Genomic DNA, 18,696 nt, shown 5'->3' on the forward strand with positions numbered 1-18,696 from the left:
ATTTTTATAATGTTCCGAGGCCAAAAGCCTCTTTATTTGCAAAGTTTGTTAAAATTCAATCAAACCTAATATCATGGCAGTTTTCAATCTGACTATCAATGGGAAAAAGCATCAAGTTGATGTTGACCCCACTACACCCATTCTCTGGGTACTTCGAGACCACCTCAGTTTGGTGGGCACCAAGTACGGATGCGGTATGGCGATGTGTGGTGCCTGTACCATTCACCTGGATGGTTTGGCCATGCGCTCTTGTTCACTGCCTGTTGCACAGATAGGCAATCAGAAGATTACTACTATTGAGGGGCTTTCTGAAAATGGTGATCACCCGCTTCAAAAAGCCTGGCTTGAGCACGATGTACCTCAGTGTGGTTATTGCCAAACCGGGCAGATCATGAGCGCAGCCGCTTTGTTGAAGAACAACCCCAAACCTAGCGACGAAGAAATTGATGCAGCGATGCACGGCAACATCTGCCGTTGTGGTACCTATATTCGGATTAAGGCGGCCATTAAAACGGCAGCTCGTTCTTAACGCAAAGGTGCTATTTGGGGCTATGACGCAGGCTGCAAAGGGCCTATTTTAAGCCAAATTTCGTTCCGAAAATGCTCATTTAGCGCTACTAAACTCCGCTTTTCGGGCCTCATTTGGCTTAAAATAGCCTCCTTTTCGCTTCTGCGCCATAACCCCAAACAGCACCTCTAAAGTCCAAAAAATGACAAAGACAAAAATAGCATCGAGCAGACGCTCTTTCCTCAGAAATACGCTCTTCGCGGGTGGTGGTATGGTCATTGGATTTGACTGGTTGGCCAATCAAAGCCTGGCTGTTGCCAAAGATTCCCTGGCTTTGCCTAAGGAATGGTTCGACTTCAACGCTTTTCTGAAGATAGGTGATAATGGCCTGGTAACCATTATTACGCCCAATCCTGAATTTGGCCAAAACGTGATGACCTCCATGCCCATGATTGTGGCCGAGGAACTGGACGTAAACTGGAAAGACGTACGGGTGGAAATGGCCATGCACGACCCCATCAAATTCCCGAATGCAGCCTTTGGGCAGTTTACGGGAGGTAGTAGAGGTATTCCCTCCAAGTGGGACGCCCTGCGCAAAGCTGGAGCTACTGGCCGGCAAATGCTCCGCGAAGCTGCTGCCAAAGCTTGGCAAGTACCTGTAGAAGAGATCACCACTTCCAATAGTGTATTGCAACACAGCAGTGGCAAAAAGGCTACTTATGGCGAAATGGCTGCTGCTGCGGCTCAAATCCCCGTTCCGAAGGAAGTGAAATTGAAGGCGGTCAAAGATTTTAAAATCATTGGTACCTCTCAAAAGAATGTTGAAGGGCCGAAAATCGTGACTGGAAAACCACTCTTTGGCTTGGATTACAAAGCGGATGGCATGTTGATTGCCATGATTGTACACCCACCGGCTTTTGGCATGAAGTTGAAATCCTTCAGCGATTCGGTGAAAAGTATGCCGGGCATTAAGGATGTATTTTCTTTCAAGACCTATAATGAAGGTCAGGGAAAAGCTGGCTTCGACACCAATGCCTTCCCTGAACTGGTCGCCATCGTTGGCAATTCCACCTGGGAAGTCATGAATGCCAAAAAAGCGATCAAAGTTGAGTGGGAGCCTTTCGCAACTTACAGCGAAACTGTAGCTGGCTTTGGAGGAAACACAAGCCAGGTGAAAGTACCCGCTGGCCTGGAAAATTCCACCGACCACCTGGCAAAAATGAAAGAATTTGCCAGCAAACCGGGTAAAGTGGTCCGTAAAGACGGAGATCCTGAAGCTGCTTTCAAATCTGCGGCTAAAGTATTGGAGCGGAGCTATTCGGCCCCCCACCTGGCCCACAACTGTATGGAGCCGATGAACTTTTTTGCCGATGTAAAAGGTGATAAAGTAAAAGTGGCTGGTCCACTGCAAGCGCCAGGATTGATTGAACCTACGCTCTCTGCACGTTTGGGCATACCTGCCGAAAACATCGAAATTGAAATGACCCGCATGGGCGGTGGTTTTGGGCGCCGGGCCTACAGCCACTATATGGTAGAGGCTGCGGTCATCTCTCATCAGGTTAAAGCACCGGTGAAGTTGATGTACACCCGGGAGGATGACATGACCAATGGTGTTTACCGGCCAGCTTATTATGCTACTTACCGCGCTGCGTTGGATAAAAACAATAACCTGATCGCTTTCCATGTGAAAGCGGGAGGTATTCCTGAAAGTCCATTGCATGCGAATCGTTTCCCCGCAGGTGCAATCGACAACTACCTGGCTGAGGAATGGGCCATCGAATCCAACATCACCATCGGCGCTTTTCGGGCTCCTCGCTCCAATTTTATTGCTGCTGCCGAGCAGTCATTCCTGGACGAGTTGGCAGAAATGATGAAAAAGGACCCGATTGAAATGCGTCTGGAATTGTTGAGAAAAGCCAAGGCCAGTCCAGTAGGCAAAAACAACGACTACGATGCCGATCGTTATGCCGGGGTATTGGAATTGGTGCGCGACAAATCGGGTTGGGCCAACAAGCCAAAAGGCAAGGTACACCGCGGTGTAGCTGCCTATTTTTGCCACGCCAGTTATGCGGCCCATGTGCTGGAGTTGACGGTAGAAGATGGCAAACCAGTGGTGCAAAAAGTAACCAGTGCCATCGACTGCGGCATCGTTGTAAACCCTGACGCAGCAGCCAATATGACCGAGGGCGCAGTGATTGATGGTATCGGTAATGCGCTTTTTGGGGAATTGCCTTTCAAAAATGGAGCTCCTGAAAAGACCAATTTCCACAATTACCGCATGATTCGGATGGGGGAAGCACCCAAGGCGATTGATGTTCATTTTGTGAAAAATGAGATCAGTCCTACCGGGATGGGTGAGCCACCATTTCCACCGATTTTTGGTGCAGTTGCGAACGCACTGTACAAAGCTACCGGAAAGCGGGTGTACAACCAGCCTTTTTTGGGTGATAAGCAGGAATTGGGGATGTGATATATCATGGCGGGTTCTCTTTTTTGAGAGAACTCGCCATCCACTGATTCACAGCTATATCAAATCGAGTAATTTAATGACGACAAAAGGATAGCCCAGCAAACAAAAGCAGATTCCCCAAATGAGTAAGGTGGGAGATTGGGGCTGGTTTTCTTCGCCATCGAGTAACACCTCCCGAATCGACTTATAAAAATAGTAACCTAACTGTACCTTTTGCCCCACTTCATAAGGGCAAGGTGTTTGGTAATAGGTTGAAAAATGCCGGTGACTGCCATTGGGATAATAAAATTCGACCACTGGCGCATAACCTTCACCTTCCTGAGAACCAAAGATAGGGCCTGGATTTCGCCGGATTTCTACAACTGTACCTTCAGCTCTAAGGCCGCGTTTTTTAACCCGTTCGGGCATTTTGGAGCGATCATAATAAATAATCAGGCAATAGGTTCCAATCACGGCAAGGACTGACAAATAGGGGCTGATGGTGTTGAGAATTTCCATAGGGTGGTGCCTCTTTTTCTATTTAATTTTCTCCAAAATTAAAAAAATACCTCTACGGTAATTGATGCTGTAGCGAAATTGATTCAAAAAAGCATTGCCTACAATTCCTTGAACCTGCAAATCCTCTTCATTAGAGGGAAATAACTTACTGAGGTCGCTGATGGTGAAGGTTTGATCGGCCAGGTTAATGCCACCTGCCTGGGTATTTTTGACCCGGACTTTACGTTCCTTTTTTTCGCTGTTTCCGCCCAGTCCTTTGACCAAGCTAGCGCCTAATTCTTCAAAGTCCCTTATTTGACCTTTTTCAAAAAGTGACTGATCCAAAAAATTGATTTCAGCGCCAGTATCTATGCCCAATAGTATCTTTTTCCCGTTGATAATCAATTCAATCACGGGCATATGGTCTTGTTGTTGCATGGAAAGGGCGGCCAATGCAGTGCTTGGATCATAAGGGAGCTCTTTGCGATTGCTGACTAAGGTGATGGTTTGGACTGAGGGATCAACAATTACTTCGTAATCTTTTAAAATTTCATAACCAATTAAACCTTGCACACCGTTTTTGCTGACATCATTAAAATGGTGCATATCTACACTCAGGCCGCTGAGGTTTTTCCATTCGTCGTTGTTCCAGCGAAAATTTTTGATGAAGGTATCACTGGCCGAGAGTTGGCCAGTGATACCTTTGGCTTTGATTCCCTGCTGATTGCTCTGCTGATTGACGACTAGGGTAGGGGCCCCAGTATCCAAAATAAAAACTCCTTCATTGCCGTCTAGTTCGGCTTTGACCAATAATAAGTCACCCGCTTTTTCGAAAGGGATGGCCGGAGCAGTGGTTTTTGAATTACGGTGTTCTATTGCGGCGCTGTTGCTACCCGTTGTAAAATAAGCGGCTCGGTTTTGAGCAGAAAGACAGTGTATAAACAATAAAAACAGCCAAAAAACGGCCATTCTCCTGAAACCTTGCATGTTAATTTATTTTATCCCAGTCAGGGTAAGTGAAGTAATAACACTTAGGTAAACTTAAGTTTACATTAAATTAACATTGAAATCTTGAGAATTGTGGCTTTTTGAGGCTATTTTTTTTGTTAAAGTTTTAAGATTTGTTGTAAGTCGTTTAAAATCAATAAGAAAAGGCATAGAGCAATTGCCCTATGCCTTACAGTAATTTCACGTATCTTCCCTGATCAGAAAGATCAAAACTTAAGATTGTGATGCATGTCCCACAAACCCCAGTAAGCGCCTACGTCGCCTTCGGCACCCACTTTCCAGGACTCATCAAAGGAGGAGAAATAAAAAATCTCGATGTTTTCCTCCCGCGACCATTGTTGGGTGTTGAGGAAATATTTGATGGCATTTTCCATGGAGGGCTCAGCATCTTCGAAATTTTTACCCTGGCTTGGCCACCCAGTCTCCGTGATGATTACTTTTTTGCCCTTGGCGGCCAGCATAGCCTGTTGGTACATTTGTTTCATGTAGACCAATGAATAGTCGATCTGGCAGCCCTCCCAAAAGGGGTAACAATTGGACAGAATGACATCACAAGCCTCGCTGATTTTTGGACAATCGGTAAACTCGTAATAGGCGTCCACATAGCCGACCGTTGTTTCCGGGATCGCGTTTTTTACGCGTTGAATGTAGGCTAGCAATTCCTCTTCACTGAGGTCTTTGCGGTAGAGCACTTCGTTGCCTACGGCAGCAATGTCCACGTAGCCTTGTTTGGCCAATTGAATCAGGCCGGCGATTTCCTGCTCGTTCAAATCTTTGTCTTTGCCCAACCAGGCACCGACCAGGGTTTTGATTCCAAATTCACGGGCCACTTGCGGCACCAGTTCATTGCCCTCGATGCAGGAGAATGAACGGACCCATTTGGTGTAAGGAGCAATGACCGCCATCCGCCGCCGAATTTGTTCAATCGTCAAGATATCACCGGGTTGTTGTCCCTCTTCGTAAGCGCTGTAACAAAGGCCATGCATGCCTTCTTCCAATGTTTGTTTGAAGAGGCTTTGCAGCTGCTCCGGTGATTTGCCAGAATAGTCAATACCGGAGAGGGCTAAATATTTTCCTAATCTGAATGACATAGTTGCTTAGGTTTTTGAGAGCATGTCTAAATTTTTTTGTTTTGCTGCAAATGGTCCGATTTGGGGTGAATTTCGTTCCAAAAATGCTCATTTAGCGCTGCTAAACTCCGCTTTTCGGGCCTCATTCACCCCAAATCGGCCTCATTTTCGCCTAAAACAAAAATATTTAGACATGCTCTGAGGTGAGTTCCGCTTTTTTCTGGTTTATTTCAGCACGTATTTCATTGGCCCGTTCTTCGGATACGTCATAATTGCGCATGACCCACATGGCTAGCAAAGTACCTGTAATAGGAACCAATGAAAAAAACAACCTTAATCCTGATACTGCACCTTCTGGCTGAACTTCAGCATTTGGGACAAACCCTACAAAACTCATGATAATGCCACTCAACAAACCAGCAATGGCAAAGCCCAACTTAACCATCCACCAATAAATGGCACCAAAAATACCTTCTCGTCTTTTGCCAGTATTCAATTCGTCCAAATCGCATACATCCGCTGTCATGGACATCATCAGGGTGAACAAACTACCGATTCCAAAGGAAAAGAATGGAAGTGCGAACATGTACATATAAGGTTTACCCGGTACAAACAAAAACCAAAACAAGACATATCCGATGATGGAAATTCCTTGCGACAACATGAAGGCATTTTTCTTACCCATTTTTTTGGACATCCAGGCTACTGTTGGTATCACGGCGAAGGTGGTCACCAAGGCCCCCACGCTCCCGAATAAAGTTGGCCAGACACCTGCTGCTCCTGCATCGCCATTGAACAAATGATAAACAATGATGAAAAAAGAGAAGGATGCTACGGTGTTGAATGCATTAAAAATAAAAAAAGTAGCAATGCATAATTTCCTGAATGGGACAATTATAAAGGCATCTTTGAATCCATTCAATATTTCTTTGAACCCACCTCCAATATTCTTCAGGCTCAAGGGGATGAGGCTCTCGTCGTCCTTGGTGGATTTACCTTTGATGAAAATAGCGGGAATCATGGCCATAACCATACAAAAAATACCCACCCAGATCGATAGGGTTCGTGTGGCGGTGTCTGCGTTTTCAAACCAACTTGGATCATACATTACTACCCAAAACCAAGGGGCAATTACCCAAGCCCACTGCCCAATCCATTGTGCTACCGCCATGATATTGGTACGCTCATGGAAATCATTGCTCAACTCGTAACCCATGGCTACATAGGGTATACTAAAAATGGTCAACCCGGTATAGAATACAAAGGACCAAAACAGGAAATAGGCGAAGTTGTATTCTACACTATTGTCGCGATACAATTGCCACATTGCCACAAACGAAATGCCCAAGATGATGGCACCGATGAAGACATAATGCCTGCGTCTGCCCCAAACGGAACGGGTATTGTCGGTGACAAACCCCATGATGACATCAATAATTGAATCGTATAGTCGGGGAAGGAAAAAGAGGATGCCCCACATCCAGCCTGGGAAACCCAAATCCTGTACCAGTACAACCATAAATATCCCCAGGGCAGCCGGGAACATTTGATTGGCCAGCATGCCCAAACCGAAGGCCACTTTTTGCCCAAAAGGAACTTTTTGCGATGATGTAGATGAATTGCTCATTGTTGGTTTATCATTGATGAATCAATATGGTTTAGGAGGAATCTTTTAACAAACGAAACTATTTAGCACCCATCCACCTGCGGTGGATTTTAAATCCAATTTTTTACCACAAAGACACAAAGGCACAAAGACACAACTTTTAGCACTTAATGTCTTTGTGCCTTTGTGTCTTTGTGGTAAAAAATCCCGCCGCAGGCGGCTGCTAAATAGTTACTAACAAACAATCAATTGTCTGGTGCCTTTCCTTTTTTTACCGGGGGAAGCGGCACCTGTTGGAGTAATGCCGCTTTGTTTCCACCGTAGGTTTTTACAATGGGATTCCCGTCCCTTGACAAACCTTTCAGCACACCCTGGTCTACCAAATCCCAGATAGCATACTTAGCCTTGCCATCAAGGGTGAATAGCCCGAAGTGGTTTTCCGATCCGCCAGGATTGGCCGCGTCCTTCCAGATTTCATCAAAAGCTTCAAAGTAAAAGCAAGCGATGCCCTCCCGATTGGTCCATTCCCGCATTTTCTGGTAATAAAGCCCTTCCTTGTACTCATCGGTTGCTCTGGAACCTTCCAAGCCATAGTGTTCATTGGAAGCGCTGGCCCAGCCCGTTTCGCCAATGTGAATGGGTTTTTGAATGCCCAATTTCTGCATGTATTTCGCTACACTTTGGTATTGTGAGATGGCGTAATTGACGGCACGGGTCATGGCCGCATCAATTTTGGCGGTATCGGGGAGCTTTTCTTCGCCCTCAAAATTGCCCCAAAAGGCAGGGTTGTAGTGGGTGTCGTGCATCGGGTAGGTATGCATGGACACATAATCAACCGCCTTGAACAATTTTGTTAAATCTTCGACGTGGTATTCAGCACCGCCGCCACCCCAGGACGCAAAATTATCGGAGCTGGTAATCCATAAGTCCTTTGGCAGCTTTCCAGCTTTTTTCAGCGCTTGCAAGTGGTTCACGTATTTTAGAATCACCCAGGGCTGTACGAAGTAGCTAGTGGCCCATTTCACCATTGCCTCGTTGCCGACGGCGATGATTTTTACAATATCGGGGTATTGGCTGGCCATATCTACTGCTCTTTGAATTTCGGCAGCGTTGGACTCGGCCTCTTCCTCTTCGTGTATGGGGGGCTTCGTCGTCCAGGCGTTTTTGCAATCAATCCAGGCCCCCAACATGACGTACATCTCGAAATTGGGGTCTTCCTGCTTCAATTCACGGATCGCCTTCAGCAAGTTGGAAGCTTCAGCCAGCTTGGTATTGTAGGTCCGGAGCACCTTGATGTTCATGGCGAAGAGGATTTTCATGTCCTCTTTCAATTGTGCTATACTCGGCTGCAATTCGCGGCTGTTTTCCCGGTAGCCACCATAAGAAATGGCCAGGTATTTGGGATTTCCCAAGATGTCTTTTGCCGTCAATTCTTTGCTGTTTTGTAGTCGTGATGGTTGATTTTGCCCCATTTTTACCCCGCAGGATAAGATGAAGGTCAATGCGAACAGGATCGCCAATATTTGACATAGGTTTGTTTTCATCCTATTTCAAAATTGACGTTTGGATGTGCACCCTGATTTGAATGATCTCGCCAGTTCGTTCAAAAATTTTCAGGCTGTTGCCTTCATCCAGGCTTAAGTCGTTCAGCGTGGTAGTGGTATGGTTTTTATCCGTAATGCTCAGTTGGTTTTCGGCTGCCAGGGTATAAATGATGGGCACCTGGCAATAAGTGAAACAAAGGGAACCTTTTTCAACCTGTAATTGCCGGGATTCCTGATGAACGTCCACGTAGGCAAAGGTTTTGGCTTCCTCCAGAAACTCGCTTTTTCGGAGCAGACGGGGATTGAAATGCAAGCGCCCATTTTTCACCTGAACGCCCAACTCGCCGAACCTGCTCAGGATGTCCTCCTTGACCTGACCGGTCATGCCGGGTTGCTGTGCGCCTTTTCCGGCAGGCGTATGGGAATAGGGGTCGGTTGGAAAAGCGCCATACAGCGACGGCGATTTGTGGACACCAATGCCTTCACTGATTTCATAATAATGGTCTAATAATTGGCCGATGAGTTCAGGGCTTTCGCCTTCATCAACGGCTTTTTGGCAACATTCCAGCACGGCCAATTGGAATTTAGATACCATGTGCCAATAAATGGATCCCAGGCCTTCATAACCGTAAAAAGTACCAGAACGCCCGGTAAACGCTTTGTGATTGAATAGGTCTTCAAAGATTTGCAGCACCCTTTTTTTGTCTTTTTCCAGGAGGGATGCATAAGCAGTATTGGCCAATTCATTCAAAGCTGTGGTCAGATCGTTGGCGTTTTTAAAATTGCTGTTGAAATGGAATACCCCATTGACGTCTTTTTCGATGATGTCCACATTGCCGTCGGATACCAATTGAGTGAGCAGGAGCGATTGTTCGACGGCTTCTTTGGGTACATTATTTTTTACAAAAAAGCCAGGTAGGTCTTTATTGGGATACAGCAGGTAACTGTACTGGTCAGGTCGGAATAATTTGCTTTGTTTTAAACTGTCCAACAGTGTCAATACCTCTTGACCTGGTAAATATTTAGCACTCAACACCGCCACTTGCCCCTCCAACATTTCGCTCAAATGGGAAATGGAAACGGCGTCATCGCCCTTGATGGTCATCAAGTTATAGGCGTGGTACAAGTGGTTTGGCCTTTTGTTGGCTTCAATCGTATGCTCCAAAAAGCGGAGGCTCAAATCAAAAAACGCGTTGATTTCATCCAACGCAATGGCTTGCTTTGCTCCTGAAAATGGCTGGCTGTACAGCTGCGTGCGGTATGCGCTACCCGCTTTTCCCAAGCCATCCAGGATCTGTTTGCGATCCTGGTCGCTGATTTTACCGGAAAGTAAATGTTCGTAGCCCTTCAAGGTCTGAGCTACACCATTCAAAAAGACCAGCAATTCGCTGGAAACCGCAGCCTCCTTAGCCTCAGAAGCATCGAATACTTTTTTGAAAAAATACAAGAATCGGCGCAGGTAGCATAGGGTCACAACCGAAACGCCGTTGCCAACCAGGGCGTTGTTGGCGTCGTTCCATTCAGGGCGCTGGGTGTTCATCCAAATGCCGCCTTCGGGAATGAAATTGGACAATTTGGCCAATACTGTTGCCAGGATTTTTTCCACAAAAGTCACCGTATGAATCTCGCCCTTTTGGTTCCGCAACAAGGCCCCATCTGCACCCAGGCTTTCTTTTTGTGCATGGATTTCCTTGTCTGATTCGTGGTCGAACTCAATGGTGTCCTTGGGGTTTTTGAGGGTATCCTCGTAAGTTTTTATTCGGTAAGGCACATTGGCATAGACGAAGCTGGCCTGGTCAAAAAGGCTTTCCAACTGACCGGGTTCATGGTCTTCCATGAATTCCAGAAACTTCAAGAGGTAGATGATCTGGTGGTCACCCCAGTAGCCGATGTACGACCAGGGGTTGTCCGGCTCAATGGTCTCCCAATCGAACCCGTCCTTGGTCACCCGGTAAGGGTTGTAGCCATCAAAAGTAGTAGCATTCAAAAACTTGAACACCATGCTTTCTATGAAGGCAGGGTAGGAGTGGGCCAGGGCTTCCCAGTTTTGGAAGATATCCCGCCAATTACCCTGGTAGTCAAGGATTTTTGAACCATCCTTTTCGCTGCGGGTATTGATCGAAAACCAGTTCCAGGGGCGGCTGGGGTCGCCGTGTCTGCGACTGAATTTGAGCGGCATGTATTCGAGGCACAAACGTGCAAAATGCGCATCCCCGCTTTGCTGGGCTATTTGTTTTACTTCAAAAAATGAAAAAACTTCGGGCAATTTGTCCAGAATCGGTTTTGCTTTTTCAAAAACGATTTTGTTGGCCTTGGACAAATAATGTGTGAAATCCCATTTCTCGATTTGATAATTGTTGTCAAAAATACCGCCCCGCATGATGTTGAACAGCACATTGGAAAAGTGACGGGTATCCTTCCGGTGGTCAGCGCTCATTTGTAGCCCATCTGCAGCTGCGTTGAGGGCGAGCAAACGTTTGGTTCCGGCGGCAACATCCTCGTTGACCAGTTGCGCCAAGCCTTTTTCATTTTTGATCCAGTCCAGCAGTTGGGCAAGGGTCATGTGGCTTTGGTTCACGTTGGCAACAATCATCCACGCTTTTTCCGATTGTGGAGCCAGTACGACTTGTTTGTGGAGAAAATAGGCGCCTTTTTCCGCCTTTACATCTTCTTCCTGCTGGAGCGGCTTGCCTTTTCGGAACGCAGCGAGTTGCAGGGAAGAAAGTAAATAGGTAGGGTTTTCAAGTCCTAGCGACCATACCACGTTGGCTTTCAGTGCCTCACTGGGTTCGGCTTTGTCCACAATGATGGCGCTCAAGGCATAGATGCCCAAGCCTGTCGCCTGGTCTAACTCGCTTCTTTTGTAAGCGTCAACGAGATTACTGGAGCTGTTTTGCAAACTACTGGGCACCCCGTAAGGCAGGATGTTTTGGATGCCATCCAAAAGGGAAACAGCAACTTCGGAGGGCCCATTGTTGATCAGCCTTGATTTTCTGACAAAACCAAATTGATCGCTGGAATTCCATTCAACCTGAAAGGTCAATTGCAGGTCGTGATTGGTTTCCTCGAAGATGATTTTATTCCCAAAAACATGCTTGTACAAATTCTGGCTTCTGCGGTGCAGGCCTTCGTACCGGGAGGAAAAGGGTTCCCAGATGTGATTGGCTCCGGTTCGCTGCACCAGAAATATGGACTTGCTGCCCGTTATTTCCACCGACTCGGTTATTTTGTCGTCGGTGTAATAAGGGAACAATGCGTAATCTGCATTTTTTCGTCCTGCGCTCAGTCCGCCATTGCTGGAAATGAACATCCAGTGGTCAGAGTCGCTGACGATGCTCATAAAAAATGGGCGAAGTGCATCGCTATCCGCTATTTTAAAATAGCTATCGCTGCCTATTTGGGTGTATTCTAGCTCCATGGTTGATTAGTTGACCTCTTTGTAAACTTTGACATAATCCACCAGCATAGTTTGTGGAAATGGCGTTTGGGGGGTAGGGAAGCCCACAAAGTTGCCGCCCACTGCAACATTCAGGATGATGAAAAAGGGTTGGTTGTAAACCCATTCTCCCGGCGTATCTTCTGGGGTTAAGCGTTGATAAAGGACATCGTCAACGTAAAAGTCAATAAAGTCTTTGCCCCATTCAACCGCAAAAACATGGAAATCGACATCAAAGCGGTCGTTTGTAAAACCATAACTTTTGGTAATGGCTGCTCCGCCCGAGTAGCCCGGGCCATGCACGGAACCATGAATGAGGTTGGGTTCCTGCCCACGGTACTCCATGATGTCGATTTCGCCGCACTGTGGCCAGGTAACCTGGTCAATATTGGCACCCAGCATCCAGAAAGCTGGCCAGATTCCAGGGCCCCAGGGCATTTTAATGCGCGCTTCAAAGCGGCCGTAAGCTTGGGCGAAAATTCCTTTCGTATTCAGCCTTGCTGAAGTGAAGCCACGTCCAGCATAACTTTCTCTTCGAGCGGTAATGGCCAGGTTGCCAGTTCCATCCAGTGCAACGTTTTCGGGACGATTGGTGTAAAACTGTAATTCCTGATTGCCCCAACCGTCATTTCCTGGGCCGATCCCGATGTCGTAAGCCCATTTAGTGGCATCGGGCGCCTTGCCCGCCGAGCCATCGAAATTGTCTTCCCAGACCAATTGGTAGTCGCGGTCCACGATCACATTGTCCTCATCCTGGCAGCTCCAGAAGACACAAAACATCAGAACAAGCAGAAAACTATTTATGAAGGTTGAATGATTCCATTTCATTGTAAAAGGATTAGTAACGCAGAAAAATGCGTCATGCTAAGTCAAGATTATTTGTGAAATAAAATATTGTCGAGATAGATTTTCCCGTTGCCCTCGAACTTGAACTGGAAAACCTTACTCAGGTCAACTGGCGGAGCGAATTCCTTCAGCGGAATATCGATGCTCGTCCAGCCTGAGGTGGGCACTTTTAAGGTATAGGGCTTCTCAGCGGGGCCTGGGCTGATCAGGAACACCTTTAGTTCAGTGGAGTTTGCTGTCCAGAAATCGAGGCGCAAATGAGTCATGCCACTTACGTTCTGATCACTGCCTAACTGCAGGCCTTGATAATTCAATCCGGAATACACGAGCGTATTATTGCCGGCTACTTTTACTTCGGTAACCTGGGTTGCCTGTCCCCAGTTAGGATTGAGGTCTGATCCAGCTACATTGGTATAAGCATCGCTGAACACCGAGATGACGTTGGCGGCAGCATAGGTAGGAGTTGGAGCAGCAGTGGTGGGTTCTGTAGCCGCAGGTGGATTTTTATAAAAGTAGATGTTGTCCAAATAAATGTCGCCGTTGCCGTCAAATTTGAACTGAATTAGGTCGTTAAGTGCGACCGGAGAGAAACTACTCAGTGGAATGTCTACACTGGTCCAGCCATTGGTGGGTACAGTTAAGGCCACCGCTCGCTCCACCGGCCCGGGACTGATGATAAACACATTCAAATTGCTGGAATTCTTGCTCCAGAAATCAAGGTGCAGGTGAGTCATGCTGGAGACGTTGAGGTTGCTGCCGAATTGTGTCCCCTGGTAATTCAAGTTCTCATAACGCAGCGTGTTGTTTCCTGCAATTGGCAATTGGGTAACCTTGGTCGCCTGTCCCCAATTCGGATTAAAATCTGTTCCGGCAACGTTGGTATAGGCATCGCTAAAAATGGAAGTGACATTGGCCGCACTACGGGTAGGCGTTGGCGCTGCAACAGTAGGCCCAATTGGCACCTCCTTTGGGGCTATGTTAAAATATACGTTGTCGAGATAAACATTTGGCAAGTCGCCCGATAGTACCAATTGTGCAAGGTTTCCTCTTCTACTCAGTCCCGTGAATCTCGAGAGAGGTATATTAATGCTCACCCATTCCTTAGAAACCAGAGTTGGGCGAGTAATTGATATTTCATGTGAAGAATCATCACCTCCTCCAAAAGTTCCATTTGGACCAAAATCAACGAGTTGCACTTTGAAAGTTTTCGGAAGGTCGGTGGGGTCAGGCGTCCAGATATCCAGATGGAAATTGGTCATGGCCGTAGCGTTAATGGTCTTGGAACTGAACTCGATGCCTACAAAATTTAGGTCTCGATACCGTTTTACGTCATTTCCGGCTATTTTAAGATCGACAGTCTGAGCGGTTGAAAACTGCCAGCCCGTGTTCCAGGTATCTACGGTCACATTGTTGTAGGCATTGCTGAAAAGCGAAATAACACTGTCCGCTTTAATGGTAGGGGTGGGGGCTGGAGTTTCGGGACCAACTGCTTTCCCACTTGAATTTAGGGTCATGGAGCCGGCTGCATTCACCTCGCCCACCTTGGCAGTGATGATTGCTTTTCCGGCATCAAGGACAGTAACAACTCCTCCGCTACTGACCGAAGCCACTGCGGGGTTGGAGGACAAAAATGTGAAATACGCCGGGGCTGCTTCCACACTTTGATCAATGCCCGTTGGCAGATTAAACGCAACCTTCAAGCCGCCGATGTTCAGCTTTTGATCCGTTTCCACCGAAAAGACCTGATTTTGTCCATCCAAAATAGCAGGTTTCGGATGGGCTATGGTGCCTAATTTTTCAAATTTCAAGTCGTCAATCCAGAAGGTATAGCCGAGGTCGTTTTCCGGGCCTTCGGAATAAAAGAACATCCCTTTTTCCTGTGTCAATTTTGAAGGATCGGGAATGGGGATGATGAATTTTTGCCAATTGGAGTTGACTTTTACCCCTCTTAGCGTAACCTGGTATTTTGACTCGCCAAAGTCGTTTCCAAAACCGACCACATCAATCGTCGCTGATTTGGAGGCCTTGGCCCAAAAGGTCAGTGCATCATAGCCCGACAGGTCACGCCCAACCGTGGTAATGAATCCACCACCAGCATAAGCCCCCTTGGGGTCTCCAGCATCGGGCACAGCAAATTTCATGGAGGCTGTGCCTTTGTATTTTACATCACCATCAACATCAAACGCGGTGACTTTAGAGCCACCGAAGGCGGCGTAGTTGAGTCCGGCGCTGAATCCGTCAATGAACACCTCAGGAGTAGTAGGAAAGGTAGCTGGCGCGAGGCCATCGATGTCTCGCTTGCAACTGAGCACAGTGATTAGGGCCGTGCTGGCGAACAGGATGAGGACAGATATTTTATGCTTTAAATGTTGCATGGTAGATTTCTTGAGGTTGACTAATTATTATTGATATTGATTTGCAAATAGGTCTGAAATTCCCATTCTTGGCCATTCCCGAAACCTATGGCAGTGGGATCACAAACGAGTTGTCCACTTGCATCAAATTTCGTTGCCGGGCAGTAGCGGGGCGAATACTGATCAAGGGAACGCCAAGTGTAGCGGATGCCTAAGCGGGAATTGGGCAATTCAATCCAGGAAGGTTTTGCCAGGCTGGTGGAAATATCAGCCATGAGCTGCAAGGGGAAGGTCAAGTTGAAGTCGCGGTGGTAGTCAAAAGGCCCCCAATCGTTTACCTTGGCCATGGCGATCAATTTGGTCTTTTTATAAATGAGTCGCAAATCGCCCCCAAAACGTTTGATGAGCCGGGAATCACTACCGTTGGCCTGGGCTGTCCCGGCGAAAAGGTTGGCGATAAACCCAAACTCAGGGGTCATTTTTGAAACGATGCGTGAATGGGCCTCCCAAAGGTCTTGTGCTGGAGCGGCTCCGGGGAAGGCAAAAATAGTGCGTCCGTCGCCCAGGATACCAATCGCTGCGTCTTGAGTGGTGGGCAAGTGGCGGTAAACGAAACCAGCGTTGATGGCAAACCTCGCATCTTCTGCAATGTCGTTGTCCCATTCATACATCCAGGTGCCGGGAGTAGGGTCGTAGGTAAAAAGGATTTCACCTGCCACGGTTTCCCGGTTTGAACGCACTGCAAATGGATCATCGAGAATGTTTCGCGGACGCCCCGGAGCTGGCACCCCGCTGGGAATGGGGTCTTCGATTGGTTTCTGCCACAAGAAGTTGGGAGCGATTTGGAAATCGCCTAATCCGACAGTGAAACCGGTCAGGAAATTGTATTGATTGCCGCTACCACTGTCTTTGAGCCGCCAACCAGTGAAGGTTTTGGTGTAATCAGCTCCACCTTGCGCAAGAATTCCCTGTGCAGCCCCCTGAGCATACCATTGGAAGGGCCCCGAAGCATAAGTCACCTTGAACTTACCTCCCCAGGTATCTTTCATGGTGGTTTTATCCTGGTAAATCTCGTATTTTCCTTCCTCGGTTTGGTGGGCAACCTGGAATACTTCTCCGACGCGGTTTGAGTTCGACCAGATACCGCCTATTTCAAACCCCACTGATCCCATCATCCTTTTGACATGCAAGGAAGCCCTGCGGGTAGGTGGAATCGGCACTGCAAATGAGCTCACGGCAGGGGCTTGCCGATCGATGTCTTCGTGGAAAACTCCCGTCAGGTTGTATTTGCCGATTTGTTTGCTGTATTTCGCCAAGACGGCCGGGTTGGCACCCCACCACAGTTGAGGACCGAATGCCACCTTTAAATTTTTGATTTGCTTTTTACCCGTCAGTTCAAAGCCAAATGGCGCATCACCATTGTAAATGTCAATATTGGGGCCGTAATTGGCTTCTGGGTAAAAGCCGAAAAAATCGCCTTCGTAGCCCCAATGGTAATGTCCGGTACGGTAGAAAGCCTTCAAGTCGAAGTGTTTGGCATTCCAATTGATATCGGCACGGTAGACCTTAAAACGTTCTGCATCGGACAGTTCAACTGCGCTGTTCGTATTGTTGCCAATGTTGAATGATTGCACCGTGCGGATGCGGCCTCGGTTTTCGTAAAATATTTCGTTGATGGGGTTTTCTGCAACGTTCCCCAGAATGTTGAAAGACACGTTGGCCCGCAAATTTTCGGAGGGTTTTGCCTCTACGCCAACAAAAAATGACTGCATGTGGTCAAAGCCCAATTGGTCGGGGTAGGCCGTCCGACCAGGAATCGGGTCATTGGGTGTAGAGATCCTTTTTCCACCCGTATTAAAGGTGTAGAGATCTGCTCTGAATTCGCTCAATCTTACCTTTTTGGTCTGCTCTCCGGCGAGGGCTGCTTTGTCTCCCCGTGCCTTTATCACCACATCCATGATTTGGATGTGGGAGAAATGATTTTCCACATTGGCCAGCGTCATTCCTTCTTCCAATGGGTTTAGGCCGTGGGCTTCTTTCAGTGCATAGTAGGCTGCCCGAGGATACAGCTGGTAAAGCCCTCTTTCATTGGTCGGCCCTTTGGCACAGATGCCAAACCACTCTTCATTCATGTTGTTTTCGCCCTCATCATAATCGTGCAAGTAACCACCGTTGCTCCAAGAGGCGTTGTTATCGTGGATAGAGAGGTTGCTGGTTTGTCCAAACTTCCACCAACCGTCGCTGAACTGGAAAGTGAAACCTCCGAGGCTATTGCCTGCTTTGCCCAGACCCGCAGCATTTTCATAAATTTCTTTCCAGTTGCCCAACATATAGTAGGCTTGGGATTGCTGGTCTTCTTCATTGTCACGGGCGTTGAAGGCATCTGCGCCAAATTCTGTAAACAAAATAGGTTTGTTCAGTTCAGCCTTCACCTTTTGAAAGGCATCCCCAAAGGAAAGGCCCCGGTACATGTTGGTGCCCAAAATGTCTACGTCTTTGCACTCTTTAACAATGAGGTCTAAAAAAAGCAGATCCCCATTACACATCGCCACAGGGTGTGATTGGTCGATGCCTTTCATTGCTACTGCGGCTTCGTTGAAGAGTTTGTACATCGCCGTTGCTCGGGTAGTAGATTTTCGGTCCTGCACCGGGATGTCCTCTGTTTCGGCACCTTCCCAGAATAGTCCGTAGTTGTTCTCGTTGCCGAGCAGGTACAGCAATAAACCTGGCGTGTCCTTGTATTGCTCGGTCATCGTTTTTACTTCTGCAAGCAGTAAATCCCTAGTGCGGGGGTCGGCATATTCCGTATTGGCTACCCAAGCGCCTCCCAAGGTGAGGCCGTAGCGCCCAAAAGAATGATTGAGCATGGTATAGATGCCATATTTTTCATAGATATAGCGAATCCAGCGGGCTGGCACTCCAGTGTACTGGCGTATTACATTGACCCCCATGCTTTTCAACAAGGGCATTTCGGTATCGAGGGCTGCCCGAATGATGTCGTCGGGCTGTTTCCACAGGCTGTAGGAATAATTGGCCCCGATTGGGAAGTAGTCCCAATTCATACCGTTGATGAAGAAGTCCTTGCCGTTGACGACTAGTCTCATCCCATCCTGCTGGTTTGTGATGTTAACCTTGTCAACCTGGGCCATGGCTGAAATGGCAAGAAAGGATAGAATCAAAGTTTTAACTATTTTTTTCATTTCCAGGTTATTGTAAAAGTAAATGATTGGGTCTGACGAATATTTCCTTTCTACTTGGGTGCGAAGCCTTTTTTTATTTGGTTTTTCAAGTAGAACAGGTGATTAGCTCAAATGTAAACTCGAAAATCAGCAGAAAAAAAAATTGAACCCCATCAAATATTTCATCAATAATTTTTT

At 47.3% G+C, this 18,696-nt stretch carries 11 protein-coding genes; 2 read left to right on the forward strand and 9 right to left on the reverse strand.

Annotated features, from left to right (window positions below):
• The first annotated feature begins 73 nt into the window (after positions 1-73).
• Positions 74-529: a (2Fe-2S)-binding protein gene (locus tag ACO08K_RS22615; protein ID WP_421798746.1), complete on the forward strand. Its 456-nt coding sequence runs from the start codon at positions 74-76 to the stop codon at positions 527-529.
• Positions 530-710: 181 nt separating this feature from the next.
• The gene (locus ACO08K_RS22620; RefSeq protein ID WP_421798747.1) at positions 711-2,978 is read left to right on the forward strand and encodes a molybdopterin cofactor-binding domain-containing protein; all 2,268 of its coding nucleotides are present in this window, start codon (positions 711-713) and stop codon (positions 2,976-2,978) included.
• Between the two features lie 54 nt (positions 2,979-3,032).
• Here ACO08K_RS22620 and ACO08K_RS22625 read toward each other — a convergent pair whose 3' ends face one another.
• The 9 genes from ACO08K_RS22625 to ACO08K_RS22665 all read right to left on the reverse strand — a co-directional run bounded on the left by ACO08K_RS22625 (position 3,033) and on the right by ACO08K_RS22665 (position 18,519).
• Positions 3,033-3,476 (reverse strand): DUF3592 domain-containing protein, encoded by a 444-nt coding sequence (locus ACO08K_RS22625; RefSeq protein ID WP_421798748.1) that lies wholly within the window; start codon positions 3,474-3,476, stop codon positions 3,033-3,035.
• 18 nt (positions 3,477-3,494) lie between these two features.
• The gene (locus ACO08K_RS22630; RefSeq protein ID WP_421798749.1) at positions 3,495-4,442 is read right to left on the reverse strand and encodes a pepsin/retropepsin-like aspartic protease family protein; all 948 of its coding nucleotides are present in this window, start codon (positions 4,440-4,442) and stop codon (positions 3,495-3,497) included.
• 227 nt (positions 4,443-4,669) lie between these two features.
• Positions 4,670-5,554 carry a glycosyl hydrolase family 17 protein gene (locus ACO08K_RS22635; protein ID WP_421798750.1) on the reverse strand — a complete coding sequence of 295 codons (885 nt, stop codon included), beginning with the start codon at positions 5,552-5,554 and terminating at the stop codon, positions 4,670-4,672.
• 166 nt (positions 5,555-5,720) lie between these two features.
• Positions 5,721-7,160, reverse strand: a complete 1,440-nt coding sequence (locus ACO08K_RS22640; protein WP_421798751.1) for an MFS transporter — start codon at positions 7,158-7,160, stop codon at positions 5,721-5,723.
• A 224-nt stretch (positions 7,161-7,384) separates the two neighbouring features.
• Complete coding sequence (locus ACO08K_RS22645) at positions 7,385-8,683, reverse strand: glycosyl hydrolase family 17 protein (protein ID WP_421798753.1); 1,299 nt, start codon at positions 8,681-8,683, stop codon at positions 7,385-7,387.
• Position 8,684: 1 nt separating this feature from the next.
• Complete coding sequence (locus ACO08K_RS22650) at positions 8,685-12,101, reverse strand: hypothetical protein (RefSeq protein WP_421798754.1); 3,417 nt, start codon at positions 12,099-12,101, stop codon at positions 8,685-8,687.
• Positions 12,102-12,107: 6 nt separating this feature from the next.
• Positions 12,108-12,947, reverse strand: coding sequence for a glycoside hydrolase family 16 protein (locus ACO08K_RS22655; protein WP_421798755.1), 840 nt, complete (start codon positions 12,945-12,947; stop codon positions 12,108-12,110).
• 47 nt (positions 12,948-12,994) lie between these two features.
• The gene (locus ACO08K_RS22660) at positions 12,995-15,340 is read right to left on the reverse strand and encodes a hypothetical protein (RefSeq protein WP_421798756.1); all 2,346 of its coding nucleotides are present in this window, start codon (positions 15,338-15,340) and stop codon (positions 12,995-12,997) included.
• Positions 15,341-15,360: 20 nt separating this feature from the next.
• Positions 15,361-18,519, reverse strand: a complete 3,159-nt coding sequence (locus tag ACO08K_RS22665) for a glycoside hydrolase family 2 TIM barrel-domain containing protein (protein WP_421798757.1) — start codon at positions 18,517-18,519, stop codon at positions 15,361-15,363.
• Positions 18,520-18,696: the final 177 nt, after the last annotated feature.

The organism is Haliscomenobacter sp., assembly GCF_965225875.1.
In the GTDB taxonomy this organism is placed as follows: Bacteria; Bacteroidota; Bacteroidia; order Chitinophagales; family Saprospiraceae; genus Haliscomenobacter.